Raw genomic sequence first — 25,807 nt, 5'->3', positions numbered from 1 at the left:
AATTAAAAGATTAAAATTTATTTATTGCGTAATTCAGTTTTAAGTAAAAAGCTCTTCCTGGTTTTTGAACAGAAAGATTATCGTAAACAGGTTCGTCGAATATATTTTTGATATCAAAACTTACTGTAAACTTGTTATTTGGAAATGCATAGCTAAGTCCGAAATCTTGTGATATTTGTTGGGGTACAGCAAAAAACTCATTGCCAACAGTGTTGCTACCTTGTGCAGTTAGAAAAGAAAACTCATCGGTGAAGTACACGTTATAAAACGCATTAAGTCTAGACTTCTTCTGAATTAAATCTTTGAAAGAATAGCGTAAACCACCATTCATGGTGAAAAACGGAGTATTAGGCACATCGATTTCTATTCCTTGGTTTTCAATTTTTAAATCAAATCGAGAAATATTGAAGTTCAAACCAAAATTATTATCGTAAGCGTAATTTAGTTGAGCATCAAAACCTTTAGATGTACCACTACCTTGGTTTACATATATTATTAATTCGTCATCAACATTCAAAGATGTTTCTATAGGTAGACCAATTCTGTCTTTTAAGTTTCGGGTGAAAACATTGGTAGATATTGTAAAAGCATGTTTTTTAATATTGAAATTTCCAAACCTGAAGCCTAGGTTGAAATTCTCGCTGCTTTCTGGATCAATACTTGAGTTGGCCACTACATTATCACCATCATTACCGAAAATTTCAGTTTCGTCTGGTAATCTAATTGCTTTTTCAGCGGATGTCAATATGGTAATATTAGGTACAATTTCGTAGGATGCAGCAAAACCATAACCATCATAACTTTTGTTACTACTAACGACTTCATCTACGACCACATCATTTCCGTCAGCGTCAGATTCGATGGAAGGATCAACACTTGTTGATTTTTGTTGGTAATGCTTGCCAAACAAATTGGCTTTTAGTTTTTCATCAAAAGCAGTTAGCTCGTAGGTTAAGGAGTATATGTTCTTTTTCAATTCTCTTGTGCCAACAAAAGTGTTTTCTAAAACGGATCTTAGGGCATCGCTATCTTCTCGATCAATTCCGCTATACACATGATTTAACGATACACTATGATGGTCGTTTATTGCGTAAGAAGCACCACTTCTAATTGAAGCTACATTTCTTTTTATTTTAGCAAGTGTAGGTCCTCCTTCTTGTTGAGACCTCCAGGTGTATTGATATTCATTTCCTCTGAAGTCAATTGCTCTTTCTCCGTTCCAGCTATATGCCCAAGAAACGGTGTCGTTAACAGCTCGGTTTCTTTTTCCGTATAAACCGTTTACTTTAACATCAAGCCCTTTTGTGAAGAGATCTTTCTTTTGGTAGTTGATACTTCCTAATAAAGCATCAGATTCTAAAAACCTATCCTTATATGGGGTTATGGTCATAAAAGCTCCATGCTGTACTTCTTTATAATCATCTGATCCAGTAACACCAATAAAAAATTGGTCAGCCCATTTCACATCGGTATATCCAATTTCTGCTCTACCACCAGTAGATCTATAAGCATCATTGAATCTTCTTGCTGTAATTGGGGTTTGTACTCCGCCTAAGCCGGTAACAACAACACTTCTGCCCGATACCTTATAATCATTATCAGAGTAGTTGTGAAAAAGAGATGCCTTAACGGTTAATCCTGATTTGTCAAAGCGATATAAGCCATTTACACTGGCTTGTGTAGTATTGAATGATCCGTAAGAAATAGACGCATTTAAATTCGTTTTAGCATCATTATGTAGAACTATATTAATGGCTCCGCCTAATGCATCGTCAGCTAAATAACCAGGTACCACGCCTTTATAAACTTCAATGTTTTTAATCATTGAAGGTGGTATGCTATTTAGGTTGAATGAATTACCGTAAGTTGAAATCGGAATACCATCTATAAATATACGTACCGAGTTACCAGATAATCCGTTTAAACTATAGGTGACATCTGAACCTAATCCTCCATTTTGACGAATTTTTACTCCAACGGTAGTGTTCAGTAATTCGTTGGTTTGTATATTTCTAAGGCTAGCTTCTTCTGTTTTTATTGCGCTGACAGCAAAACCTTTTGTTTCTAGTTTCGTTTCATTCGATTTACCGTTAATGGTAACTTCATCTAAATTCTCTGTAGACTCTTGTAGGGTGAAATCGAGATTGACTTTCCGGTTACTTTCTGATATTTCAAAAGGTGTCGAACGTGTACCATAACCAATGAATGAAACTACTAGGTTGTATTTTCCTTTTGGAATATTGTTGATAGTATAGAAACCATTATCATTGGTAAGTACACCAAGTTTTAATCCTTCAACTAATACACTTGCAAATGGTAAAGAATTGCCAGAGTTATCTTGCACAGTACCTGAAATTGTACCTGAATTTTGCTGCCCTTGAACAAACAAGAACATGAAGAAAAGTATAGTAAAAAAGAAATTTTTCATTTGGTTTAAAAAAGGTCACTATCTTTATTAAGATTTAGTCTAAATAAATTAGTTTTGCAAATCTAAAGCAGGAATGAGAAGGCAAGTACCGAGAAAGGAATTTAAACATACGCAAAAGGAAGTATTGAATAGGGAGAGGAAAAGCATATGAATAGCGAGTTTTTACGAAAGGAATTAAGGGTAGGTGAGTTGTTTAAAAACGGATTTATTAATAACTCCGTTCAGTTCAATGAAGTAGAGGTAACCACTAAGGATAATAATTCTTTTATTAGAGGTGCAGACTTTTCTGATTTAAACTTAATTCATCAATTCGATTCAGAAATATGTGTAACCAGCGACAAACATTTAATAAAACTTCATTTTTCTCTAGAAGGAACTTATTGTTACCAACCGCTTAGACACATTAAATATTTAGTTCAAATTCCAGAAAACCACTGTAATATGTTTTACTACCCAACAACTGAGGGTAGGGATATTTTTTTTAAAGGAAATGCTAAGTTATTTGAGATTTATGTAAAACCTAGTTTACTTCAAAGCTTGTTGGGAACAGAATTTGAAAGCTCTTTTGAAAAATTAAAAGCGGCAATAGCTAACTCAAACTCTTTTGTATTATGGGATAAAAGCAAATTTATTCCTCCTCAAATTCGAAGTAAAATAAATGAAATAATACAATGCCCTTATAAAGGTGAGATTAGAAAAACATATTTAGAAAGTAAATTGACGGTGTTGATGATAGATTTTCTTTTGGGTAGGCAAACTTCTAAGCTTTCTAAGACCAACATTAAGTTGTTGAATTCAGATTATTTGGCAATTGTAAAAGTAGAGGCTCATATTAGAAATAACCTAAAAGAGCCATTGAAAATTTTAGATTTAGCGAATATTGCAGGTTTCAATACTACTAAGTTGAAAAGAGATTTTAAAAAAATATATGGGGTAACTGTGTTTAAATACATTACAGCAATACGTATGGAGTTTGCTAAGAGTTTAATAACCCAAGACGGGGCAACCATTGCTTTTGCAGCTTACGAAGTAGGTTATGCAAATCCGCAGCATTTTACCACTGCTTTTAAAAGAACTATGGGGTATGTGCCAAGTGAGTTAAAACCTGCAGTGCAGTGATTGGGATAATGACTTTATTTAATTAGTATTTTCCATAGCGAATCCCATATTTTATAATGCCAACCTCTCTAGGATATGGTTTAATATTAAACAATGTCTTATTTCTTGCCTAGAAAAAAGTAACAAAAGACATGAGTTCAATTCATATTTAGAGCTAATAAAAAACCGTGATCAATACGAAAGTAATGATCACGGTTTTTTATTAGCTCTTTAGTTTTTAAGATTTCTTGGTCTGAGAACTGTAGGTGCTTTCAAATATTTTATCCGCATTTGCAGATTCAAAACCATCTCTCCTTCTAGTTGGCTCGGTGTCATTTGTAGATTTTGGATAAGGTAATCGTTCGGCAAACTCCACATAACTACCAGATATTTCTAAGTGTTCACCATCTTTAAAAATTGCATCTATCATTTTAGCTACTGAACTCGTCTGCTTTAGTAAACCGTCAGCACTTGTTTTAATGACTCCGCCAGCTGTATTTAAGGTGATGCCAATGCTTGTCAAAAACTTATTAAAGCTTTCAAGTGAATTATATGGCTGCTTTAAATCGTGGACGCTTATAGTGTAATGGTTTAAATAATATCTATTGTACAATACCCAAGCAGCATACTCACTAATTTTTTGAAGCTCTTGATAATCGGTAATTGTTGGGAGGTCCCAAAGTGGTTTATAAAAAAAGTTTCCAACAGACGCTACATTGTTTAAATCAATGCTATCGACGGGGTCTTGGAGAATGTCATTAGTATACTTATTTAATATAGTTTTTGCTTTTTCAGGTAAATCATCTACCCTTAATTCACTTATAAAAATGCGTGGATATTTAGGTGATGGGGGTGCGTACCAATAGGCATTCAATTTTTTCTCCTTAAAAAAATAATAGTCCTTTTTCACATAACCGTAATGTAAAAAAAGCTTTTCGAAAGAGGCTATACCTAAATTTGGAACTCCAAGAGTTCTAAAAGCAATATGGTCGTTTACTATTTCATCTTCTGAACTTATAATTGCATGTGATAGTAACGCATCTATCACTTTTTGAACATCTGTAACAGATTGTTTATAAGGAGTAAATAGTGCTCCCATTAGGCTATCTAGTTTTGTGTCATCAGTAAAATCCATAGTTAACTATTTAATTTTCTTTAAAGTTACAATTGTTTCTAGATTAGCTGTCAAATATATTTTTGAAATCATGACTAATCCTCTTTGGTTGTGGATATTTTTAGGAATAAATTTAAAAATAATAATAGAGGTTAATTGATTTAAGTATGAGTTATAAATCTGTTTTGAATACAACGTGTAAATAATACGATATACACAGTCAGTTTTTAGAACTGTTTGTAATCAAAAGTTTTTTACAATTTCATTTTAGATTTTATGAGCTCTTTTAAAATACGTTCAACACCTAAATTATCGTTACTTGTTGTGCTATATGTAGCTACTTCTTTTACATTAGGATGAGCGTTTTCCATAGCAAATCCGAAATCAGATAAAGCAAGCATTTCAAGATCGTTGTTATAATCTCCAAAGACCATTACTTCATTAGATTTCAAATTATAACTTTCCATAACCTTGGTTAATGCGTATCCTTTGTGCGCATTTATATTAGAGATATCTAACCAATTTTCACCAGAAACCTTAACTTTTAAATCACCCTCGAAGTGCTTTACAAACGGATAAATATATTGTTCGCTACTTTCGAAGTGATAAATGGCAATTTTGATGACTTCAGAATCAAAAGCTAATAGGTCATCTATAATCTCAAACTCGGTATAATATTCAGCCAGTTTGCTTACAAACTCTTCTGAGGTTCCGGTTAAATAAGCTTGATGTTTACCACAAAGTACTGGGTGTATATTTGGTATTTCGTTTAAGGTTTTTAAAATATCTTGTACATGGTTTTTATCTAATGGTGTAGCTAGAATTTCGGTATTCTGCTTCATGGCAAAACCTCCATTTTCTGCTATTACGATTATATCATCTTTTATAGCGGCTAACTTGTCAATAATGCTATTGTACTGTCTACCGCTTGCAGCTACAAAAGTGATGCCTTGAGATTTTAAATCTTTAAATATGTCAAAGAATTGATCGCTGACTTGGTGATTGGAGTTTAGAAGTGTCCCGTCCATATCAGAAACAACCATTTTAATCTTTGATAAATCCATGTAATTTTATTTTGCTACAAAGATATTTCAACCAACTTTAGTAATGTGGCTAAAAGCAAAGTTTTACCTTTATTTAATAATATATAAAGTATGAAATTATTTCAAAATGAGATTACATTACCGCCTTATCAAAGAGGGTTTCATATAATCACAGATATTGTGGTAAAAAGTATCCCAGAAATTAAACAAATACATACAGGGTTTTTACAAGTATTTATCAAGCATACATCTGCAAGTTTAACAATTAATGAGAATGCAGACCCAACGGTTCGTGATGATTTTGAGTCTCATATTAATGTATTAGTTCCTGAAAATGCGTCATATTACAAACATAGTTATGAAGGTTCAGATGATATGCCTGCACATATTAAGGCATCATTAATGGGTGCTTCGGTGCAAATACCTGTAACCAATGGTAAACTAAATATGGGTATCTGGCAGGGAATTTATCTTTGTGAGCATAGAAATTACGTGTCTGGTAGAAATATAGTGTTGACGTTGTGGGGAAATTGATTTTTGATTAACTTGAAGTAAAACAAGAAGAATATGACAACAGAAGAATCTATTTTAAATAAAATTCAAATATTAATTACCAATCATTTTCAAACTCCTGTAATGGCCTTTAATTTTTTTGATAAGGATAATGATCAGAAGCTTACAAAAGCTGAAATTGTTAAGCTCTTGAAAGATGCAGAAATAAGTGGGTTTATTAGAGGTATTGTGTCTTCAAAGCTAATTGAAGGATATGATAGCAATGGAGATGAGTTAATAGACTGGGAAGAGTTTAAAACGGCAATATCTAAAATTAAAAAATCCGATTCGTAAGAATCGGATTTTTCAAAAAGTGAGATTGTTATTAATTTATTTTACCTGATCTACAACTGCCTTAAAGGCATCTGGGTGATTCATTGCTAAATCTGCAAGAACTTTTCTGTTAAGTTCTATGTTATTAGCTTTTACTTTTCCCATAAATTGAGAGTAAGACATTCCGTGTTGTCTGGCACCTGCATTAATACGGGTAATCCATAATGAACGGAAAGTTCTTTTCTTGTTTCTACGATCTCTATAAGCATATAACATTGCTTTTTCAACCGCATTTTTGGCTACTGTCCAAACGTTTTTACGTCTTCCAAAGTAACCTTTGGCTTGCTTCATTACCTTTTTTCTTCTGGCTCTTGAAGCTACTGCATTTACTGATCTTGGCATTTTTTTCTAATTTTTTGTAGTAGGCGTTCTTTTAATTAAAGAAACTTTTAAGGCCTAACTCCATGGTTAATAATTTTACCTGTTAAAAGAGTAGATTACTTTAAACGTAATTGCTCTTTAATACTGTTAACATCTGCTTGATGAACTAATCCATCATGAGTTAACCTTAGCTTACGCTTTTTAGATTTTTTAGTCAAAATATGACTCTTAAAAGCGTGCTTTCTTTTAATTTTACCTGTACCTGTAAGCTTAAAACGCTTCTTAGCACTGGATTTTGTTTTTTGTTTAGGCATTTTCTCCTAGTTTATATATTAATCTCACTTTGCATGCTAAACGCTGCCCACAATTGTAAGCAGCGTTTAGTATTTTATAAATACATTCGGTCGTAATACGAAGCCGAAGTGTTATTTTATTTTCCCTTAGTCTTAGGCGCAATGAACATTGTCATACGCTTTCCTTCTAATTTAGGCATCTGTTCTACCTTTCCTAATTCTTCCAATTCAGAAGCTAATTTCAGTAATAGAATTTCACCCTGATCTTTATAGACAATAGAACGACCTTTGAAAAATACGTACGCTTTTAGTTTAGCTCCTTCTTTAAGGAACTTTTCAGCGTGTTTCTTTTTAAAGTCATAATCATGATCATCTGTATTAGGACCAAATCTTATTTCTTTAACAACGACCTTTGAAGCTTTCGCTTTCATGGCCTTGTCTCTTTTCTTCTGCTCGTATAAAAACTTTTTATACTCCATTATTTTACAAACAGGAGGGTCAGCCTTTGGTGAAATCTCCACCAAATCCAAACCTAATTCTTCTGCTTTCTCAAGAGCCTGAGGAAAAGGATATACACCTACTTCAACATTGTCACCTACCAACCTAACTTTTGGGGCTGTTATCTTTTCATTGATATTATGGGGATTCTTATTTTCCCTTCTAGGTTGTGGTCTAAATCTTTTACGTATTGCTATGACTAAATAATTTTAATTAAACTTTCTATTCTTTAAACGTCTTTAAGGTACTATTTATTTCTTTGTTGACCAAGTCTGTAAACATAGTTACGTCTATCGCTCCTAAGTCTTCACCACCATGCTTACGCACAGAAATGGTGTTTGCTACTTCATCGTTGTCCCCTACAATCAGCATAAATGGAACTTTACTCATTTCTGCTTCTCGTATTTTCTTACCAATCGTCTCGTTTCTACTATCGATAAGGGCGCGAATTTCGTTATTTTCTAGGGATTTTAAAACTTTTTGAGCATATTTTTCATGTTTTTCGCTAACAGGAAGAATAATAGCTTGTTCAGGGGTTAACCATAAAGGGAAATTACCACCTGTGTGTTCTATTAATAATGCTATAAAACGTTCCATGCTTCCGAAAGGGGCACGGTGTATCATTACTGGTCTATGTAGCTCATTGTCACTGCCTTTATAGGTTAATTCGAACCTTTCTGGTAGGTTGTAATCTACTTGAATTGTACCTAGTTGCCATTGTCTGCCTAAAGCATCTTTTACCATGAAATCTAACTTAGGTCCGTAAAAAGCAGCTTCACCACTTTCTATTACATAATTAAGTCCTTTTTCTTTAGCGGCATTTATAATAGCTTTTTCTGCTTTTTCCCAGTTTTCTACTGATCCAATATATTTTTCTGGAGTATCTAAATCACGTACCGATACTTGTGCTGTGAAATCATCAAAGCCTAAAGATCCAAGTACATATAATGATAGGTCTATTACTTCTTTAAATTCCTCATCTAATTGATCAGGTGTACAAAAAATATGTGCGTCATCTTGAGTAAAACCTCTAACTCTGGTTAGGCCGTGTAGTTCCCCACTTTGCTCATACCTATATACAGTACCAAATTCAGCAAATCTTTTAGGAAGTTCTTTATAGCTAAATGGTTTAGCGTTATAAATTTCACAGTGATGCGGACAGTTCATTGGTTTCAATAAAAACTCCTCATCTTCTTTTGGTGTATGAATAGGTTGAAAGCTATCTGCACCATACTTTTCATAATGTCCAGAGGTAACATATAGTTCCTTTTGACCAATATGAGGTGTAACCACCATTTCATAACCAGCTTTCTTTTGTGCCTTTTTTAAGAATTGCTCTAGGCGTTCTCTTAGTGCAGCTCCTTTTGGTAGCCATAATGGTAAACCTTGCCCTACCTTTTGAGAGAATGTAAATAGCTCTAATTCTTTACCTAGTTTTCTATGGTCACGTTTCTTAGCTTCTTCTAAAAGTGCTAAATATTCAGTAAGCTCTTTTTGTTTTGGAAATGATATACCATATATACGAGTCAGTTGCGGGTTGTTTTCGTTCCCTCTCCAATACGCACCGGCAACACTTAAAATTTTAATGGCTTTTACAATACCGGTATTTGGTATATGACCACCACGACATAAATCTGTAAAGGTGTCATGGTCGCAAAATGTAATAGTACCGTCTTCAAGGTTTTCTATCAATTCTACTTTATACTCATTACCTTGGTTTTTGTAAAAATCAAGAGCTTCTGCTTTTGAAACTGCTCTCATTTTATAATCATGCTTCCCTCTTGCAATTTCTAATGCTTTCTTTTCTATAGATGGGAAGTCTTTGTCAGAAATAGAACCTGTAGGAAGTTCAACATCATAATAGAATCCATTATCAATCGCCGGACCTATAGTAAGCTTTACTCCAGGGTATAATTCTTCTATAGCTTGAGCAACAATATGTGAAGTTGAATGCCAAAAAGCGGTTTTACCTTCTTTGTCATTCCATGTATATAAAATTAAGCTCCCGTCAGTTTGTAATGGTGTGGTAGTTTCAACAATGGTATTATTGAATTTTGCAGAAATAACATTACGTGCTAATCCTTCGCTTATGCTTTTGGCAACTGCTATTGGGGTTGTGTCTTTTTCAAATTCCTTAACCGATCCGTCGGGAAGTGTAATTTTAATCATTTGTATACATATTATAGGGTGTCAAAGATAATATGAACTATTCACGTCCGCAATAGATTCATGTTATAATGTAGTGTATACATATAGTATTGGTTATTTGTTGTTGATGTGGGGTAGTGGGGTATTGGTATTTGAATCATATTCTTTGGGCGTTTTTAAATATCTGAGTAGCTTTTTTAGTAAAATTCGATCTGTTTATTATGTGCTGAAATGGTAAAGTGTTATTTATTAGGATGTTGCATATTGATGTAAATTTTTCTTTAATTTTATTTAAATAAATAGTTGTGTTATTAAGAATAGTGTGTACATTTGCACCCCGCAAACGAGGAAGATAAGTTCGGAATCGGGAGTTGGAAAAAGGTTCATATATATGTTGATTTGATCTGGGAAAAAAAAAGAAAAATATTTTTTTCAATAAAAGTTGTCAGGTTAAAAAACAGTTGTATATTTGCAGCCGCTTAGGGAAACACCTAAGGGAAACGAAGCAAAGAAATCGAGAGATTTGATGCGGAGTGGATAGAAGTTCATTGAAATATTGTGGAGATAAGAATCGAGTTCAGGTGAGGACCTGGGCGAGAGGAACAAGAATTAAGGAAACATACAATTTAGTATATCGCAAGGTATATATAAGGAATTGAATCGAGAGTCGGGGCCGGGAGAAATTTAGACTTCGTTGGGACGAATATTTACAAAACAACGATGAAGAGTTTGATCCTGGCTCAGGATGAACGCTAGCGGCAGGCCTAACACATGCAAGTCGAGGGGTAACAGGGAGCTTGCTCCGCTGACGACCGGCGCACGGGTGCGCACCGCGTATGGAACCTACCTTGTACAGGGGAATAGCCCAGGGAAACTTGGATTAATGCCCCGTAGTACCACGACCTGGCATCAGGATGTGGTTAAAGCCTTCGGGCGGTATAAGATGGCCATGCGTCCCATTAGTTTGTTGGTAAGGTAACGGCTTACCAAGACTACGATGGGTAGGGGCCCTGAGAGGGGGATCCCCCACACTGGTACTGAGACACGGACCAGACTCCTACGGGAGGCAGCAGTGAGGAATATTGGACAATGGAGGAGACTCTGATCCAGCCATGCCGCGTGCAGGAAGAATGCCCTATGGGTAGTAAACTGCTTTTATACAGGAAGAAAAATAGCTACGTGTAGCTTACTGACGGTACTGTAAGAATAAGGACCGGCTAACTCCGTGCCAGCAGCCGCGGTAATACGGAGGGTCCGAGCGTTATCCGGAATTATTGGGTTTAAAGGGTCCGTAGGCGGGCTGATAAGTCAGGGGTGAAAGTTTGCAGCTCAACTGTAAAATTGCCTTTGATACTGTTAGTCTTGAGTTATAGTGAAGTTGCCGGAATATGTAGTGTAGCGGTGAAATGCATAGATATTACATAGAACACCGATTGCGAAGGCAGGTGACTAACTATATACTGACGCTGATGGACGAAAGCGTGGGGAGCGAACAGGATTAGATACCCTGGTAGTCCACGCCGTAAACGATGGATACTAGCTGTCCGGAACCTTGAGTTCTGGGCGGCCAAGCGAAAGTGATAAGTATCCCACCTGGGGAGTACGTTCGCAAGAATGAAACTCAAAGGAATTGACGGGGGCCCGCACAAGCGGTGGAGCATGTGGTTTAATTCGATGATACGCGAGGAACCTTACCAGGGCTTAAATGCATATTGACAGGTCTAGAGATAGATTTTCCTTCGGGCAATTTGCAAGGTGCTGCATGGTTGTCGTCAGCTCGTGCCGTGAGGTGTCAGGTTAAGTCCTATAACGAGCGCAACCCCTACCGTTAGTTGCCAGCATGTCATGATGGGGACTCTAACGGGACTGCCGGTGCAAACCGTGAGGAAGGTGGGGATGACGTCAAATCATCACGGCCCTTACGTCCTGGGCCACACACGTGCTACAATGGCAGGTACAGAGAGCAGCCATGTCGCAAGGCAGAGCGAATCTACAAAACCTGTCACAGTTCGGATCGGGGTCTGCAACTCGACCCCGTGAAGCTGGAATCGCTAGTAATCGGATATCAGCCATGATCCGGTGAATACGTTCCCGGGCCTTGTACACACCGCCCGTCAAGCCATGGAAGCTGGGAGTGCCTGAAGTCCGTCACCGTAAGGAGCGGCCTAGGGCAAGATCGGTAACTAGGGCTAAGTCGTAACAAGGTAGCCGTACCGGAAGGTGCGGCTGGAACACCTCCTTTCTAGAGATTGTCCTTTTAAGGACAGTCCCTGACGAAGTAAAGAATGGAACTACGGTCCCGGTCTTTTGATTTAATAATAGTTTCTTTAGTAAATGTTCCATTACAATAATCTCCATAATTATGATATATAAGTAATTGCTTTTTTTTGCGAGGTATTTATGCCGAGAGGAAAGAGTAGGGACAGTCCCATAGCTCAGCTGGTTAGAGCGCTACACTGATAATGTAGAGGTCGGCAGTTCGAGTCTGCCTGGGACTACAAACAAGAAAATCGTCTTTGATTAGACGGTACGTTCATTAAGTATTGAAGGAAATTTTAGAAGTTGGGAAACCAGTTTTGCAGTACACGGTATGTGGTACGCAGTACGGCATAGGCTGAATACTGTAAACTGAATACTGATAACTGAAAACGGGGGATTAGCTCAGCTGGCTAGAGCGCCTGCCTTGCACGCAGGAGGTCATCGGTTCGACTCCGATATTCTCCACAGCGACGAAAGTCGACAACGTTCATTGACATATTGGAACAGGAGGTAAGACATTTTTATGTTTTACCGACTAAAAAAGAAAGAAACACGAATCTTTATTAAGTAAAGAGTACGAATAAAATAGAATAGATTAAAGATCTGGCGACAAGCTGGAAAAGGGCGTATGGGGAATGCCTAGGCTCTCAGAGGCGATGAAGGACGTGATAAGCTGCGAAAAGCTACGGGGATCGGCACACACGATATGATCCGTAGATATCCGAATGGGGCAACCCAGCATATTGAAGATATGTTATCCAGTAATGGAAGTAAACCCGGGGAACTGAAACATCTAAGTACCCGGAGGAGGAGAAAACAAAAGTGATTCCGATAGTAGCGGCGAGCGAAATTGGATTAGTCCAAACCGTACATGTTCCGGCATGTGCGGGGTTGTAGGACCACGACATTCGAGATGTAATGAACTAGAACGCTTTGGAAATAGCGACCATAGAGGGTGATAGTCCCGTATAGGTAAAGAGCATTAAGATAGTGGTATCCTGAGTAGTGCGGGGCACGTGAAACCCTGTATGAATCCGGCGGGACCATCCGCCAAGACTAAATACTCCTGAGAGACCGATAGTGAACCAGTACCGTGAGGGAAAGGTGAAAAGAACCGTGAATAACGGAGTGAAATAGATCCTGAAACCATACGCTTACAAGCGGTCGGAGCCCATATGGGTGACGGCGTGCCTTTTGCATAATGAGCCTACGAGTTACTTTTACTAGCAAGGTTAAGGACTTCAGGTCCGGAGCCGTAGCGAAAGCGAGTCTTAATAGGGCGCCATAGTTAGTAGTAGTAGACGCGAAACCGTGCGATCTACCCATGGGCAGGTTGAAGCTGTGGTAACACATAGTGGAGGACCGAACCCGTTGACGTTGAAAAGTCTTGGGATGACCTGTGGGTAGGGGTGAAAGGCCAATCAAGCTCGGAAATAGCTCGTACTCCCCGAAATGCATTTAGGTGCAGCGTGTAGATAGTTTTATAGAGGTAGAGCTACTGATTGGATGCGGGGGCTTCACCGCCTACCAATTCCTGACAAACTCCGAATGCTATAAAATGTTTCTGCGCAGTGAGGGCATGGGTGCTAAGGTCCATGTCCGAGAGGGAAAGAACCCAGATCACCAGCTAAGGTCCCAAAGTATATACTAAGTTGATATAACGCGGTGGAACTGCATTGACAGCCAGGATGTTGGCTTGGAAGCAGCCATTCATTTAAAGAGTGCGTAACAGCTCACTGGTCGAGCGGTTCCGCATGGATAATAATCGGGCATAAGTATATCACCGAAGCTGTGACTTCATATTTATATGAGGGGTAGGGGAGCATTGTAATTGCGTCGAAGGTGTACCTGCGAGGGATGCTGGAGCGATTACAAACGAAAATGTAGGCATAAGTAACGATAATGCGGGCGAGAAACCCGCACGCCGAAAGACCAAGGTTTCCCCAGCTATGCTAATCAGCTGGGGGTCAGTCGGGACCTAACGCGAACCCGAAGGGGATAGTGGATGGACAACAGATTAATATTTCTGTACCTGCTCACGCTAAAAGTGACGGAGGCGAGAAGTTGGTGCGTACAGACGGAATTGTACGTTGAAGGGAGCGGTAACGCCCCGATAGTACACCGAGACCACGGTCAAGGTGATAATCCAGCATATCGACTTCCAAGAAAAGCAAGTGAAGCAGCCCGTACCGTAAACCGACACAGGTGGTTGGGATGAGTATTCTAAGGCGCTCGAGAGATTCATGGCTAAGGAACTAGGCAAAATAGACCCGTAACTTCGGGAGAAGGGTCGCCCCCTTATGGGGGGCCGCAGTGAAGAGGTCCAGGCGACTGTTTATCAAAAACACAGGGCTCTGCAAAATCGAAAGATGAAGTATAGGGCCTGACACCTGCCCGGTGCTGGAAGGTTAAGAGGAGATGTCATTCCTTCGGGGAGAAGCATTGAATTGAAGCCCCAGTAAACGGCGGCCGTAACTATAACGGTCCTAAGGTAGCGAAATTCCTTGTCGGGTAAGTTCCGACCTGCACGAATGGTGCAACGATCTGGACACTGTCTCGGCCATGAGCTCGGTGAAATTGTAGTATCGGTGAAGATGCCGGTTACCCGCAGTGGGACGAAAAGACCCCGTGCACCTTTACTATAGCTTCGTATTGACCTTGGTCAAGCAATGTGTAGGATAGCTGGGAGACTTTGAAGCTGCATCGCTAGGTGTGGTGGAGTCATTGTTGAAATACCAGCCTTTGCTTGTCCGGGGCCTAACTCTCGATGAGAGAACAGTGCGTGGTGGGTAGTTTGACTGGGGTGGTCGCCTCCAAAAGAGTAACGGAGGCTTCTAAAGGTGCCCTCAATACGGTTGGCAATCGTGTGTAGAGTGCAATGGCACAAGGGCGCTTGACTGAGAGACATACAGGTCGATCAGGTTGGAAACAAGAGCATAGTGATCCGGTGGTTCCGCATGGAAGGGCCATCGCTCAAAGGATAAAAGGTACGCCGGGGATAACAGGCTGATCTCCCCCAAGAGCTCATATCGACGGGGGGGTTTGGCACCTCGATGTCGGCTCGTCACATCCTGGGGCTGGAGAAGGTCCCAAGGGTTGGGCTGTTCGCCCATTAAAGTGGCACGCGAGCTGGGTTCAGAACGTCGTGAGACAGTTCGGTCTCTATCTACTGCGGGCGTTAGAAATTTGAGTGGATCTGACTCTAGTACGAGAGGACCGAGTTGGACTGACCGCTGGTGCACCAGTTGTTCCGCCAGGAGCATCGCTGGGTAGCTATGTCGGGATTGGATAAGCGCTGAAAGCATATAAGCGCGAAACCAGCCACAAGATGAGATTTCTTTAAAGGGCCGTGGGAGATGACCACGTTGATAGGCTATAGGTAGAAGGGCAGTAATGTCCGTAGCCGAGTAGTACTAATTGCCCGTCAGGCTTGCGCATACGTACGTCCCTTCTTTAGGGAAGGGGCGGACGACGATCTTTACTTCTTTCTTTTTATTACGAAAAATACTTAATACTATAAGTGCTTCTTTCCTTTATAGGATCCTGTTCCATTCATGTCAACGATATTGCGGCGAAGGCCGCGGTCGGTAATATCCGATCTAAAACTTAGGTGGCCATGGCGACGGGGCCCACCCCTTACCATTCCGAACAGGGAAGTTAAGACCGTTTGCGCCGATGGTACTGCTATATCAAGTGGGAGAGTAGGTAGCCGCCTTTTTCGAAAGCCCTTTACAGTAATGTAAAGGGCTTTTTTTATACCATAAAGTCAAGGAAAGGGGTGATGTTCTAATCCCTTGTTCTATTTTTGTACTAAATTTCGTATGATTAATCATTTAATGGAATAATTGATTAATCAATTGTTCGATATATTAGGAGCATATTTAAATGTCTTACTTAAAATCATTAGAGAAAGAAGAAAAGTTCAATACCATTTCTCATGGTATTGGTGCATTATTGGCTATTGTAGGTATGGTGTTGTTGATTCAAGGAAACAATCATAAATCTGAATATGCAACCTGGGGAATAATTATATATAGTTTGTCATTAATAAGCATGTTATCAATATCTACGATATATCATGCAGTTGATAATAAAATATGGAAACTTAGAATGAGAGTTCTAGACCATATAAATATCTATTACCTTATAGCGGGTACGTATACTCCTGTGGCTTTAATAACACTTGTAAACGGTAATGGATGGTTGATTTTCTTCGCAGTATGGGGTATAGCTGCTGTTGGTACCATTTTAAAATTGTTTTTTACTGGTAAGTTTGAAATTGTGTCATTACTACTTTATTTAGCAATGGGATGGCTAATAGTATTTTATTTTCAAAATTTAGTAGATAATACCTCTGAATTAGGAATTCAATTGTTGATGTTAGGCGGTGCTTTTTATACTATTGGTATTATATTCTATGCGGTAAGAAGAATACCTTACAATCACTTTATATGGCACCTTTTTGTTTTAGCTGGTGCGATATGCCATTGGTTCTTTATTTTTTTAGATGTAATTTAAGGGCTAGCTTTTGTTTTGAAAATTACGAATCTATAATATCTTTATATTCTTCATAAAACTTTTCTATTTTATACATAGAAGTATTCAAGAACTGCATGGTTTCTCTCCAAGTGTTTTTATTGTGAATAGAAACATCCTTGATTTGAACGTAAATTCTTGAAATATCTTTTTGATTATCCAGTATAAAGAAGTCTTCATAAATAGCTTCAGGAAGATATTCATCTATTAATATTGATTTTAGAGCTACAAGTTTGTCCCAAACTTTTACACGTTGTTCTAGATCTGAATCTACATCAATGGAAACCATTGCCATTTTTAAATCAAAATGAAATTTAAACGATAGTCCTTTAACCTTAGTTTTATACAAAGTCCATTTATTTGGAAAAGATTTTCCAAAAGCAATCCAAAATTCTTCACGTAATTTTCTAGAGTCTTCTTTACTAAACATTTATAAAAAATATGCGATTGTTATTCCTAGTATAATTACCAGTAACTTCCTTAAATTGAATTTATGACCTTCAGAACTTTCAAATAATATTACGGTCGAAATATGTAAAAATACTCCTATTACTAGAGCATTTAAATATACTCCGTATGTAGAAAATAAATCAATAGTATGTGCTAAATAGGTACCTAAGGGAGTCATTATAGAAAATAATAGCATAAAGAGCCCGGCTTGTACTGGTTTAATATTAGAGCCTAAAAGAAAGATACTTAATATAATTGCTATTGGTATTTTATGAATTAGAATACCATAAATGATAGTGTGATTAGTGCCTATTGGAAGACCTTCAAGAAGGGAATGAATACAAAGACTGATAAAGAGTAACCATGGAAAATTTTGACTTTCTTTTGAGATATGAACATGACCGTGTTCAGCTCCTTTAGAGAAGAATTCTAGAAATATTTGAAATAATATTCCCAACATTATAAAAACGCCAATGGACTTTGAATCAATAGTTGAATAAACTTCTGGTAGCATTTCAAATATTGTAAGGGCTAAAAGAAAAGCACCACTGAATGCTAGTAAGAGTTTAAACGATTCATTTTTTTGTGGTTTTGCGATGACCACAAAAAGAAAACTAATAAGCACTCCCAGAATAGGTAAAATATAAATCATGTAGATGCTGATAAACCTTTTATAAAGGAAATAGGTCATTAATTAAACAGGCGTCAAAATTAGCGTATTTTTGCGTTACGAGAAAAGATGAATATGGGTAATAATTTTAAAATGGTCGCAAAGACCTTATTTGGTTTTGAAGAACTGCTTTCAAAAGAACTTAGAAATCTAGGTGCGAGTAATGTAGTAGAGGGAACTCGAAATGTATCTTTTGAAGGAGATACTGGTTTTATGTACAAAGCTAATCTGTGTTTAAGAACAGCAATTAAAATTATTAAGCCTATACATTCGTTTCGTGTTAGAGATGAAAATGATTTGTACAAGAAAATTTATGCAATGGATTGGACGGAGCACCTTTCTGTCAGTGAAACTTTTGCTATAGATGCTACCGTGAACTCTGAGCAGTTTACACATTCTTTATATGTATCTCAAAAGACCAAAGATGCGATAGTTGATAAATTTAGAGAAACTGATGGTACAAGACCAGATGTAGACGTTAAGGATCCAGATCTTCGTATAAATATTCATATTCATAATAATGAGTGTAATGTGTCGCTAGATAGTTCTGGTTATTCATTACATAAAAGAGGTTACCGTACAGCTACCAATATTGCACCTATTAATGAAGTTTTGGCTTCTGGGTTGTTATTATTAAGTGGATGGGACGGTCAATCTGACTTTTTAGATCCTATGTGTGGTAGTGGTACCATGTTAACAGAGGCAGCAATGATTGCTTGTAATATACCAGCAAATATTAATAGAAAAGGTTTTGCCTTTGAGAAATGGACAGACTTTGATGCTGATTTATTCGAGAAAATTATTGATTCATGCTTAAAGAAAACTAGAGAGTTTCATTATAAAATTATCGGATACGATAAAGCACCTTCTGCGGTAAGAAAAGCTCAAGATAATATTGAGAATGCTAATCTAGAAGATTATATAACGGTTGAGCGTAAAGATTTTTTCAAAACTGAAAAACAATCGGAAGGAACGTTACATATGTGTTTTAATCCGCCATATGGTGAGCGATTAGATATTGAAATGGAGAAATTTTATAGTGCGATAGGTGACACTTTAAAACAAGGTTACCCAGGTACGAATGCTTGGTTTATAACTAGTAATCTACCAGCTTTGAAATATGTTGGCTTACGACCTTCTCGTAAAATAAAAGTGTTTAATAGCCACTTAGAGTCTCGTTTGGTAAAGTATGAAATGTATGAAGGTAGTAAGAAAGCGAAGTATCAAAAAAATACAGAAGAATGAAACTAAAGCACAAAGTTCTAATCTATAATTTTTTAAGTTTCGCAGTGCTGTTTGTTTTATTTCGTTACATTTTATACGTTACTGTAACGATGAACTCTCTTTATTTATCTGCTATTGCTGCTATTAGCGCTTCTTTTTTAGCTCCAAAATTTGCTGTAACTAAAATAGAGGGTGTGGAGAAGATTGTGATGAAATGGATTTTTATCAAGGGCTTTAAAATTCTATAAGCGCTCTTTTGGTTTTGGTGGACCTTGTGGTTCACTAGATAGTTCAATTTTTTTCTTAATCTTATTTTTCTTTTTATAAAGCGGTAAGAAATAAGAAATACTGTAGTTGTACCCAATACCGAAATTACTATCCCAAGTTACTTTGTTAAAACCGGGTACCCACAAATTAGGAAAGCGCTCATCTTCATTTTGACTTAAAATAAGACCTAATCGGATACTTGCACCCATATACAGATTGGAGAACACTTCTATTTTTGTACCAAAAACACCTTCTATCCATGTGGCTGAAAGACCTGAGAATTTCTCTGGAACATCAGAACCGTTAGAAAATCCGTCTGGACTCCAGTATCTATTTGTATCGAAGTATTGGTAATTATTAAGCGTATTGTCGAAAGTACTGAATGCCAATCGACCACCCATATAAATTAAGTTTCGCTCACCATACCAGTTTGCATAAGTATTTTTGTTTACACCTATTTTTATGTAATTACCCGAGGTGGTGAAGTTATATAGGTCTTCTTGTCGCGTTTTTTCTTCTGTACCTAATTCTGCAGCTAAATATAGATTTTGGGTCAATCTATAATCAGCTACAATTTCGAAACCTTTATAATTATCATCTAAAGCTCCAGTTATAATTCTACTTAAATCAATACCCAAACCTAAGCCATATGACTGTTTGTACTCAACAGTATCTTTTGGGTTTAGATCAATAGGCTTGCTTTGGCTAAATACCGAACAAGTAATTAAAATGAATAAAAGATTAATGAAATATCTTGACATGTGTAGAATCTGAGTTAGTGACTAACGATTGTGTTATTTCGATATCTTGAATCCAGTTATCAGAATCAGCGGTTACATTGGCATCCAATTCATCATAGTTAACCACAAAACCACAACCACGAGATAGAAAGTCTTCAATTCTTGAATATGAAAAATTAATGGTGTCAACGTTACCTGTTTCTGCTCCGTCATCATTGGCAGCAGAGTTCTTTATTAATATAAAGCTAGTTGTGTCTTCATCAGTTTTTAACGGAATAGATATCGTACTTAAATTGCTGCGGTCTGTAACGGTATTTACGGTAACCGTTTGGCCTACACCAACGACTCTTAATGTTGGTACTTCCTTTAAGGTAGCTGTATCTGAAATATCATAAAATTCTATGACCAGTAGGGGAGTGTCACCTTCTACACAGATATCATCTTTTTCACATGATAAAGAGATAATAATCCCTAGAAAAATCAATAATCCGATTTGAAATCTTCTCATTTTAAACTTTCTTTTCTAAAAGTACAACATTTTCTACGTGATGAGTTTGCGGAAACATATCTACAGGTTGCACCTTCGTAATATCATACATCTCTTTCATTAGCTCTAAATCTCTAGCCTGTGTTGCGCTATTACAGCTCACGTAGACTACTTTTTTAGGCGCTATGTTTAGTATTTGCTGAACCACGTCTTTATGCATACCATCACGCGGAGGATCGGTAATAATAACATCTGGCACACCGTTTTGAGTAATAAACTGTTCGTTGAACACATTTTTCATATCGCCAACAAAGAAATCGACGTTGTCAATTTCGTTTCGTTCTGCATTTGCTTTGGCGTCTAAAATTGCTTCAGGTACAGATTCTATACCCACTACTTTTTTTGCTTTTTTAGAAACAAATTGGGCGATAGTTCCAGTACCTGTGTACAAATCATATACCAACTCATCACCTTTTAAATCGGCGAAATTTCTGGTAATTTTATATAACTCGTATGCTTGCTCTGAATTTGTTTGATAAAAAGACTTGGCATTAATCTTGAACTTCAACCCTTCCATTTCTTCAAAAATGTGGTCTCTACCAGAAAAACAGATAATTTCTTGATCGTAAATGGTATCGTTCTGTTTTGGGTTGATAACGTATAATAACGATGTTATCTCAGGAAAAGTTACGGCAAGGTGATTTAAGAGTAATTCTCTTTTCTCTTTATCGTTTTCAAAAAACTGCACCAATAGCATTATTTCGCCAATGGATGACGTACGTATCATTAAAGTACGCAGCATACCATACTGATTTCTTGGATTAAAAAAGGTTAATCCGTTTTCAACGGCAAATTTTTTAGTTTCTAAACGTATAGCGTTCGATGGGTCTTTTTGTAGATGACATTTTTTTATGTCCAAAATCTTGTCCCACATGCCAGGTATATGAAAACCTAAGGCATTTCTATCTTCAATTTGATTATCAGACTTTACTTCATCAAGCGTTAACCAACGGCTATCAGAAAAAGAAAATTCCATTTTGTTTCTGTAGAAATATTGTTGCTCTGAGCCAAGAATCGGTGTAAGTTCAGGCAAATCTAAATGACCTATTCTTTTTAAATTGTTCTCTACTTCTTTCTGCTTATAAAATAGTTGGTGTTCGTAGCCCATATCTTGCCACTTGCAACCTCCACAAACATTAAAATGCTGACAAACCGGATCTACTCTTTTATCAGAAAGACTGTGAAAGTTAATAGCAGTTCCTTCAAAATAAGCTTTTCTCTTTTTGGTAGTTTGTACATCTACCACGTCGCCCGGTACGGTGTTGTTTAAGAAAATAACCCTACCATCTGGGGCTTTACCAATAGTTTTACCCTTTGCAGCTGCATCGGTTACCATTACATTTTCAAAAACTACTCGCTTTGTCTTTTTTCGCATGTGGCAAAAGTAAGCATCCGTTGGCATTTATAATAACTAATAAACATAGTAGCGCTGTTATATTTAGTTAAAAAAGATAGTTTATTAAAGTAGATAAGAAATGATTTGTTTTTATACAAATGAAAAAGTCCGGAAACCTTTGATGTAAGATTTCCGGACTCTAAAAAGTTAAATAGTTTTTTTGCTACTATTTAGTTTTATTGAATTTATTTAAAATTCTTTCCATTTGTTTACCAGCAGCCTCTCTACCTCCAAGTCCAAATGATAAAGCAATGGTTACAGCAATGGTACCTAAAGTAATACCAAAAGCCATATTTATAATTTCATCGCCAATACCCATTGTTTTAAGACCCATTGCCAAGAAAATAGCTAAAATGCACATTCTAACAATTGATGCAACAAAAAGACTGTTCTCATCTTTAGCCATTGCTTTGTGAGCTGTAGAGGCTATCCAGTTTCCTATGATTAAGATTACTAATCCGAAAAGAATATTTCCAGAAACACCTACTAAAGTGTCTAGTACATTAGTAAGTTTTTCAAATTCTAATTTTTCTAATGCAGTGGTAATTCCGAAAAGAACAATGAAAAAGTAAACAACATTACCTAGAAGTTTTGCAAGGTTTGTATTTGATGATAAGCTGCTTAAATTCATTCTGTTAACAATACCATCTAAGTTTAAACTCTCTAATAAGTCTGTAACCAAGCCAGCAACAAATTTACCTCCGATAATGAATATTAGAAGTATAAGTACAGCAACAATTATTTTAGGTATTGCAGTAAAGAACTGTTCTAGCATATGAGTTGCAGGAACAGAAATAGCATCCATATTTAAAATATTCAATGCCGTAATTAATAAGGGTATAAAGATGAAAATGAAAACTACTTTTTTGAGTATGTTGACTAAATTTAAATTCTCTGGTAGTTTTAATTTAGGCACAAAGCTTTGTATAGTTTCACCAGAAAGACCTACTAGTTCAGAAACTATAGTAGCTAGCATATAACCGATATAACCTACTAAACCTGCACCTACTATATTAGGTATGTAACCTGTAAAGCCATTTAGTAAATTTTTGACCGGGTCTAAAACACTTGTCATACCCAGTTTTTCTAAGGCTAGCATGAAAACAAAAATCATGATAAAGAAGTATACCAGTTTTCCGATAAAGGAAGAAAGTACAACTTTACCCGACCCTAATTTACTATCGATATTAGTTCGTTTAATTAATTTGGTAATAAGTCTTTTCAAGAATCCGGCAATAAACCATCCTATAAGAAGGATTAGTATTGCGCCGATTGTGGTTGGTAAAAAATCGCCGACTGAGTTAGAAAGGCTAGACATCATGTTCTCTAAATAATTCATAGTGTTCTTTTTATAATAAATTGGTTCTATGTATTAGGACACAAATTTTTGTTAAAGGTCACATTTTATCGTAGTTCATAGGTTCTTTTAGATTTTATAGTAGTTCAAAAAAAATATTTATTATGTTTGTAATTCTACAGGATGATTTCTCTCCCACGCTGAATTTTCGCCCCGATAACTTTTCGGGATTTGAAAGGAAAAAGGTATAGAAGGAATTGCTAAAGTTTTATTTAAAGTAATTTTTATCATGTCAATTTTAGAAAACATCACTTCTAAGGATGCTATTGCATTAGAAGAAAAACACGGAGCCCACAATTACCACCCATTACCTGTTGTATTAAGCAAAGGAGAAGGTGTTCATGTTTGGGATGTGGAAGGAAAAAAGTATTATGATTTTCTTTCTGCATACTCTGCAGTTAACCAAGGTCATTGTCACCCAAAAATTGTAAATGCAATGACAGAGCAAGCCAAGACATTGTCTTTGACCTCTAGAGCATTTTACAATGATATGTTGGGTAAGTATGAGAAATATGCAACAGAGACTTTTCATTTCGATAAGTTATTACCAATGAATACTGGTGCAGAAGCTGTAGAGACGGCTTTGAAAATTTGTAGAAAATGGGCATATGAAGAAAAAGGTATTGCAGAAAATGCAGCTGAAATTATAGTTTGTGAGAACAATTTTCACGGTCGAACAACTACTATTATTTCTTTCTCTAACGATCCTGTAGCTCGTAAGAACTTTGGACCATATACCGACGGATTCATTAAAATAGAGTACGATAATTTATCTGCTCTTGAAGAAGTTTTAAAATCAAACTCAAACGTAGCAGGCTTTTTAGTAGAACCAATACAAGGTGAAGCAGGTGTTTATGTGCCTTCTGAAGGTTATTTAAGTGGAGCTAAAGCATTATGTGAAAAGTATAACGTATTGTTTATTGCAGATGAAGTACAGACTGGTATTGCTAGAACAGGTCGTTTACTGGCAACTTGTGGTAATTGTTCTTGTGCAGACAAGCATTGTAGCGGTACACCTGAGATTAAACCAGATATTTTAATATTAGGTAAAGCATTGTCTGGTGGTGCTTACCCAGTTTCTGCTGTTTTGGCAAATGATGCCATTATGAACGTGATACGACCAGGAAACCATGGTAGTACTTTTGGGGGTAACCCAATTGCTGCTGCTGTTGGTATGGCTGCTTTAGAAGTTGTAAAAGACGAGAAGCTTGCACAAAATGCCTTTGAATTAGGTGAGCTTTTTAGATCAGAGCTAAATAAATTTATATCAACTACCGATTTGGTAAATAGTGTTCGTGGTAAAGGTCTTTTAAATGCAATACTTATTAATGACAGTGAAGATAGTTCTACTGCATGGGATATTTGTATGGCGTTAAAAGAAAACGGATTACTAGCAAAACCAACGCACGGTAATATTATAAGATTCGCGCCGCCATTGGTGATGACAAAAGAACAACTTTTAGATTGTGTTTCTATTATTATAAAAACACTGAAAGAGTTTAAAAACTAGTAATAAAAAATCCCCGATGTAAATCGGGGATTTTTTTTGATTATTATTTCCTTATTGAAAATCGGCGGTCATAAAGAAAGCCATTATCAATCCGAAGTAAAGAATACAAAACACTAGATATATAAGGGCTAAAGCTAGACCTACATAAGAGAGAATTCTTCCCGTACTAATATTTTCATACCCTCTATAATTACCAGGATTAGCCTCATAATGTCTCTTTGCTGTTTTAGCATTGCTTAAACCGATAAAACTAAATATGGCACCGAAAGGACCACAGCAGAACAGGGTTAGTACAATAGATAAAATGCCAAAAGTTAATGCGTTGCTAGAACCTGGTATTTGTTGGTACTCTGAATTGTTCATTTATTCCATTGGTATTCCAAGTTGTTCATAAATTTCAGAGGTTTGCTCCATATATGCATCCCATCCGCCCATAGAAACTATTGAGTAAACTGTCCATAAAAGCGATATAGCTCCAATAACAAGCCCTATAATAGCTACAGTCTTAGTTGTTTTAAGGGTGCTGAAGTTAGAATATTCTTGCGGATTTTCTTGATATGTTTTTGTGTCTTTGTTTACTAAGAATAATGCAATACCTGACATAAGTATTCCTCCAATACCAGCGCTTAAACAGCAACACATAAATGAAAGTATACTTAGTACAAGAGCAATAGTAACATTGGGTAATTTTTGTTGTTCCATAATTTAAAGGTTTAGTTATTAGATGAATTTTAATATATAATTGGTTAATATAAAACCTACGGTGCTAACCATAAGCGTAATTGTAATTGCATTTGAATGTTTAATTGGGTATAACTTATTAAGCCCTAAAAAGCCAAAGAGTAATAACATAGGGTAAATAGCAGGGTACATTAAAAAAGCTGAAATAAACTCGCCCTTTATTAAAAATAATAGTGAACGCTGTAATCCACAGCCAGGGCAATCAACGCCCAATATCTGTTTGGTAAAACAGGGTAGCATGAAACTTTCTAATCCCAGAAAAATAAGTAATGCCTTAAGGCG

At 36.7% G+C, this 25,807-nt stretch carries 23 protein-coding genes, 2 tRNA genes and 3 rRNA genes; 12 read left to right on the top strand and 16 right to left on the bottom strand.

Annotated features, from left to right (window positions below):
- Positions 1–10 precede the first annotated feature (10 nt).
- Positions 11–2,428 (bottom strand): TonB-dependent receptor, encoded by a 2,418-nt coding sequence (locus QSV08_RS09250; protein WP_324028096.1) that lies wholly within the window; start codon positions 2,426–2,428, stop codon positions 11–13.
- 147 nt (positions 2,429–2,575) lie between these two features.
- Between QSV08_RS09250 and QSV08_RS09245 the strand changes: the two genes are divergently transcribed.
- Positions 2,576–3,547 carry a helix-turn-helix domain-containing protein gene (locus QSV08_RS09245; protein WP_324028095.1) on the top strand — a complete coding sequence of 324 codons (972 nt, stop codon included), beginning with the start codon at positions 2,576–2,578 and terminating at the stop codon, positions 3,545–3,547.
- Between the two features lie 217 nt (positions 3,548–3,764).
- Here QSV08_RS09245 and QSV08_RS09240 read toward each other — a convergent pair whose 3' ends face one another.
- Together QSV08_RS09240 and QSV08_RS09235 are read right to left on the bottom strand one after the other, a co-directional pair.
- A complete protein-coding gene (locus tag QSV08_RS09240; RefSeq protein WP_324028094.1) occupies positions 3,765–4,661 on the bottom strand; it encodes a DUF1338 domain-containing protein in 897 nt (298 codons plus the stop codon).
- A 233-nt stretch (positions 4,662–4,894) separates the two neighbouring features.
- Positions 4,895–5,704 (bottom strand): HAD family hydrolase, encoded by an 810-nt coding sequence (locus QSV08_RS09235; RefSeq protein WP_324028093.1) that lies wholly within the window; start codon positions 5,702–5,704, stop codon positions 4,895–4,897.
- Between the two features lie 90 nt (positions 5,705–5,794).
- Between QSV08_RS09235 and QSV08_RS09230 the strand changes: the two genes are divergently transcribed.
- Both QSV08_RS09230 and QSV08_RS09225 read left to right on the top strand, forming a co-directional pair.
- Positions 5,795–6,217 carry a secondary thiamine-phosphate synthase enzyme YjbQ gene (locus QSV08_RS09230; protein WP_324028092.1) on the top strand — a complete coding sequence of 141 codons (423 nt, stop codon included), beginning with the start codon at positions 5,795–5,797 and terminating at the stop codon, positions 6,215–6,217.
- Positions 6,218–6,250: 33 nt separating this feature from the next.
- Complete coding sequence (locus QSV08_RS09225) at positions 6,251–6,529, top strand: EF-hand domain-containing protein (RefSeq protein ID WP_324028091.1); 279 nt, start codon at positions 6,251–6,253, stop codon at positions 6,527–6,529.
- Positions 6,530–6,565: 36 nt separating this feature from the next.
- Here the strand turns inward: QSV08_RS09225 and rplT are convergent, their stop codons facing one another.
- The 4 genes from rplT to thrS all read right to left on the bottom strand — a co-directional run bounded on the left by rplT (position 6,566) and on the right by thrS (position 9,849).
- Positions 6,566–6,910, bottom strand: a complete 345-nt coding sequence (gene rplT / locus QSV08_RS09220; protein WP_027064529.1) for a 50S ribosomal protein L20 — start codon at positions 6,908–6,910, stop codon at positions 6,566–6,568.
- Between the two features lie 95 nt (positions 6,911–7,005).
- Complete coding sequence (rpmI, locus tag QSV08_RS09215; RefSeq protein ID WP_138115992.1) at positions 7,006–7,203, bottom strand: 50S ribosomal protein L35; 198 nt, start codon at positions 7,201–7,203, stop codon at positions 7,006–7,008.
- A gap of 116 nt (positions 7,204–7,319) precedes the next feature.
- Positions 7,320–7,877, bottom strand: a complete 558-nt coding sequence (infC, locus tag QSV08_RS09210; RefSeq protein ID WP_084135105.1) for a translation initiation factor IF-3 — start codon at positions 7,875–7,877, stop codon at positions 7,320–7,322.
- Positions 7,878–7,902: 25 nt separating this feature from the next.
- The gene (gene thrS, locus QSV08_RS09205) at positions 7,903–9,849 is read right to left on the bottom strand and encodes a threonine--tRNA ligase (RefSeq protein WP_324028090.1); all 1,947 of its coding nucleotides are present in this window, start codon (positions 9,847–9,849) and stop codon (positions 7,903–7,905) included.
- 696 nt (positions 9,850–10,545) lie between these two features.
- Here thrS and QSV08_RS09200 point away from each other — a divergent pair.
- The 6 genes from QSV08_RS09200 (at position 10,546) to trhA (ending at position 16,605) form a co-directional block, all read left to right on the top strand.
- Positions 10,546–12,070, top strand: a 16S ribosomal RNA gene (locus QSV08_RS09200).
- A 182-nt stretch (positions 12,071–12,252) separates the two neighbouring features.
- A tRNA-Ile gene (locus tag QSV08_RS09195) sits at positions 12,253–12,326 on the top strand.
- Positions 12,327–12,478: 152 nt separating this feature from the next.
- Positions 12,479–12,552, top strand: a tRNA-Ala gene (locus QSV08_RS09190).
- Between the two features lie 141 nt (positions 12,553–12,693).
- Positions 12,694–15,525 (top strand): 23S ribosomal RNA (locus QSV08_RS09185).
- A gap of 168 nt (positions 15,526–15,693) precedes the next feature.
- Positions 15,694–15,805: ribosomal RNA gene (gene rrf, locus QSV08_RS09180) — 5S ribosomal RNA — on the top strand.
- The 16S, 23S and 5S rRNA genes sit together here with 2 tRNA genes alongside, the layout of an rRNA operon.
- A 167-nt stretch (positions 15,806–15,972) precedes the next feature.
- Complete coding sequence (gene trhA, locus QSV08_RS09175) at positions 15,973–16,605, top strand: PAQR family membrane homeostasis protein TrhA (protein ID WP_324028089.1); 633 nt, start codon at positions 15,973–15,975, stop codon at positions 16,603–16,605.
- 22 nt (positions 16,606–16,627) lie between these two features.
- Here trhA and QSV08_RS09170 read toward each other — a convergent pair whose 3' ends face one another.
- The gene (locus QSV08_RS09170; protein ID WP_324028088.1) at positions 16,628–17,053 is read right to left on the bottom strand and encodes a DUF4268 domain-containing protein; all 426 of its coding nucleotides are present in this window, start codon (positions 17,051–17,053) and stop codon (positions 16,628–16,630) included.
- A complete protein-coding gene (locus QSV08_RS09165) occupies positions 17,054–17,725 on the bottom strand; it encodes a ZIP family metal transporter (protein ID WP_324028087.1) in 672 nt (223 codons plus the stop codon).
- Positions 17,726–17,818: 93 nt separating this feature from the next.
- Here QSV08_RS09165 and QSV08_RS09160 point away from each other — a divergent pair, with 93 nt between their 5' ends.
- Positions 17,819–18,988, top strand: coding sequence for a THUMP domain-containing class I SAM-dependent RNA methyltransferase (locus QSV08_RS09160; RefSeq protein WP_324028086.1), 1,170 nt, complete (start codon positions 17,819–17,821; stop codon positions 18,986–18,988).
- Positions 18,985–19,215 (top strand): hypothetical protein, encoded by a 231-nt coding sequence (locus tag QSV08_RS09155; RefSeq protein WP_324028085.1) that lies wholly within the window; start codon positions 18,985–18,987, stop codon positions 19,213–19,215. The genes QSV08_RS09160 and QSV08_RS09155 overlap by 4 nt, the downstream gene beginning before the upstream one ends.
- On the opposite strand, the gene QSV08_RS09150 is transcribed toward QSV08_RS09155, so the two are convergent.
- From QSV08_RS09150 to QSV08_RS09135, 4 genes are all read right to left on the bottom strand, one after another.
- Positions 19,210–19,995, bottom strand: coding sequence for a DUF6048 family protein (locus QSV08_RS09150; RefSeq protein ID WP_324028084.1), 786 nt, complete (start codon positions 19,993–19,995; stop codon positions 19,210–19,212). The two genes, QSV08_RS09155 and QSV08_RS09150, sit on opposite strands and share 6 nt — an antisense overlap.
- Positions 19,976–20,482 (bottom strand): DUF6452 family protein, encoded by a 507-nt coding sequence (locus QSV08_RS09145; protein ID WP_324028083.1) that lies wholly within the window; start codon positions 20,480–20,482, stop codon positions 19,976–19,978. Before QSV08_RS09145 ends, QSV08_RS09150 begins: the two co-directional genes overlap by 20 nt.
- A 1-nt stretch (position 20,483) precedes the next feature.
- A complete protein-coding gene (rlmD, locus tag QSV08_RS09140; RefSeq protein WP_324028082.1) occupies positions 20,484–21,896 on the bottom strand; it encodes a 23S rRNA (uracil(1939)-C(5))-methyltransferase RlmD in 1,413 nt (470 codons plus the stop codon).
- Positions 21,897–22,083: 187 nt separating this feature from the next.
- A complete protein-coding gene (locus QSV08_RS09135; RefSeq protein WP_324028081.1) occupies positions 22,084–23,256 on the bottom strand; it encodes a mechanosensitive ion channel in 1,173 nt (390 codons plus the stop codon).
- Positions 23,257–23,503: 247 nt separating this feature from the next.
- Here QSV08_RS09135 and rocD point away from each other — a divergent pair, with 247 nt between their 5' ends.
- The gene (gene rocD, locus QSV08_RS09130) at positions 23,504–24,784 is read left to right on the top strand and encodes an ornithine--oxo-acid transaminase (RefSeq protein ID WP_324028080.1); all 1,281 of its coding nucleotides are present in this window, start codon (positions 23,504–23,506) and stop codon (positions 24,782–24,784) included.
- Positions 24,785–24,835: 51 nt separating this feature from the next.
- Here the strand turns inward: rocD and QSV08_RS09125 are convergent, their stop codons facing one another.
- From QSV08_RS09125 to QSV08_RS09115, 3 genes are read right to left on the bottom strand one after another with little or no spacing between them, the layout of a single operon-like run.
- Positions 24,836–25,147, bottom strand: a complete 312-nt coding sequence (locus QSV08_RS09125) for a CCC motif membrane protein (protein WP_073246047.1) — start codon at positions 25,145–25,147, stop codon at positions 24,836–24,838.
- Complete coding sequence (locus QSV08_RS09120) at positions 25,148–25,486, bottom strand: CCC motif membrane protein (protein ID WP_324028079.1); 339 nt, start codon at positions 25,484–25,486, stop codon at positions 25,148–25,150.
- Positions 25,487–25,504: 18 nt separating this feature from the next.
- Positions 25,505–25,765, bottom strand: a complete 261-nt coding sequence (locus tag QSV08_RS09115; protein WP_324028362.1) for a DUF2752 domain-containing protein — start codon at positions 25,763–25,765, stop codon at positions 25,505–25,507.
- Between the last annotated feature and the right edge of the window lie 42 nt (positions 25,766–25,807).

Origin of the sequence: Maribacter sp. BPC-D8 (assembly GCF_035207705.1) — a bacterium.
Taxonomy (GTDB): domain Bacteria; phylum Bacteroidota; class Bacteroidia; order Flavobacteriales; family Flavobacteriaceae; genus Maribacter.
Note: the sequence above shows the minus strand (reverse complement) of the source record. Positions and strands in the feature narration are given on the sequence as shown.

Coding starts and splice junctions, on each gene's coding strand:
- QSV08_RS09250 (WP_324028096.1), bottom strand. CDS start 2,428: ATGAAAAATTTCTTTTTTACTATACTTTTCTTCATGTTCTTGTTTGTT.
- QSV08_RS09245 (WP_324028095.1), top strand. CDS start 2,576: ATGAATAGCGAGTTTTTACGAAAGGAATTAAGGGTAGGTGAGTTGTTT.
- QSV08_RS09240 (WP_324028094.1), bottom strand. CDS start 4,661: ATGGATTTTACTGATGACACAAAACTAGATAGCCTAATGGGAGCACTA.
- QSV08_RS09235 (WP_324028093.1), bottom strand. CDS start 5,704: ATGGATTTATCAAAGATTAAAATGGTTGTTTCTGATATGGACGGGACA.
- QSV08_RS09230 (WP_324028092.1), top strand. CDS start 5,795: ATGAAATTATTTCAAAATGAGATTACATTACCGCCTTATCAAAGAGGG.
- QSV08_RS09225 (WP_324028091.1), top strand. CDS start 6,251: ATGACAACAGAAGAATCTATTTTAAATAAAATTCAAATATTAATTACC.
- rplT (WP_027064529.1), bottom strand. CDS start 6,910: ATGCCAAGATCAGTAAATGCAGTAGCTTCAAGAGCCAGAAGAAAAAAG.
- rpmI (WP_138115992.1), bottom strand. CDS start 7,203: ATGCCTAAACAAAAAACAAAATCCAGTGCTAAGAAGCGTTTTAAGCTT.
- thrS (WP_324028090.1), bottom strand. CDS start 9,849: ATGATTAAAATTACACTTCCCGACGGATCGGTTAAGGAATTTGAAAAA.
- trhA (WP_324028089.1), top strand. CDS start 15,973: ATGTCTTACTTAAAATCATTAGAGAAAGAAGAAAAGTTCAATACCATT.
- QSV08_RS09170 (WP_324028088.1), bottom strand. CDS start 17,053: ATGTTTAGTAAAGAAGACTCTAGAAAATTACGTGAAGAATTTTGGATT.
- QSV08_RS09165 (WP_324028087.1), bottom strand. CDS start 17,725: ATGATTTATATTTTACCTATTCTGGGAGTGCTTATTAGTTTTCTTTTT.
- QSV08_RS09160 (WP_324028086.1), top strand. CDS start 17,819: ATGGGTAATAATTTTAAAATGGTCGCAAAGACCTTATTTGGTTTTGAA.
- QSV08_RS09155 (WP_324028085.1), top strand. CDS start 18,985: ATGAAACTAAAGCACAAAGTTCTAATCTATAATTTTTTAAGTTTCGCA.
- QSV08_RS09150 (WP_324028084.1), bottom strand. CDS start 19,995: ATGTCAAGATATTTCATTAATCTTTTATTCATTTTAATTACTTGTTCG.
- QSV08_RS09145 (WP_324028083.1), bottom strand. CDS start 20,482: ATGAGAAGATTTCAAATCGGATTATTGATTTTTCTAGGGATTATTATC.
- rlmD (WP_324028082.1), bottom strand. CDS start 21,896: ATGCGAAAAAAGACAAAGCGAGTAGTTTTTGAAAATGTAATGGTAACC.
- QSV08_RS09135 (WP_324028081.1), bottom strand. CDS start 23,256: ATGAATTATTTAGAGAACATGATGTCTAGCCTTTCTAACTCAGTCGGC.
- rocD (WP_324028080.1), top strand. CDS start 23,504: ATGTCAATTTTAGAAAACATCACTTCTAAGGATGCTATTGCATTAGAA.
- QSV08_RS09125 (WP_073246047.1), bottom strand. CDS start 25,147: ATGAACAATTCAGAGTACCAACAAATACCAGGTTCTAGCAACGCATTA.
- QSV08_RS09120 (WP_324028079.1), bottom strand. CDS start 25,486: ATGGAACAACAAAAATTACCCAATGTTACTATTGCTCTTGTACTAAGT.
- QSV08_RS09115 (WP_324028362.1), bottom strand. CDS start 25,765: ATGCTACCCTGTTTTACCAAACAGATATTGGGCGTTGATTGCCCTGGC.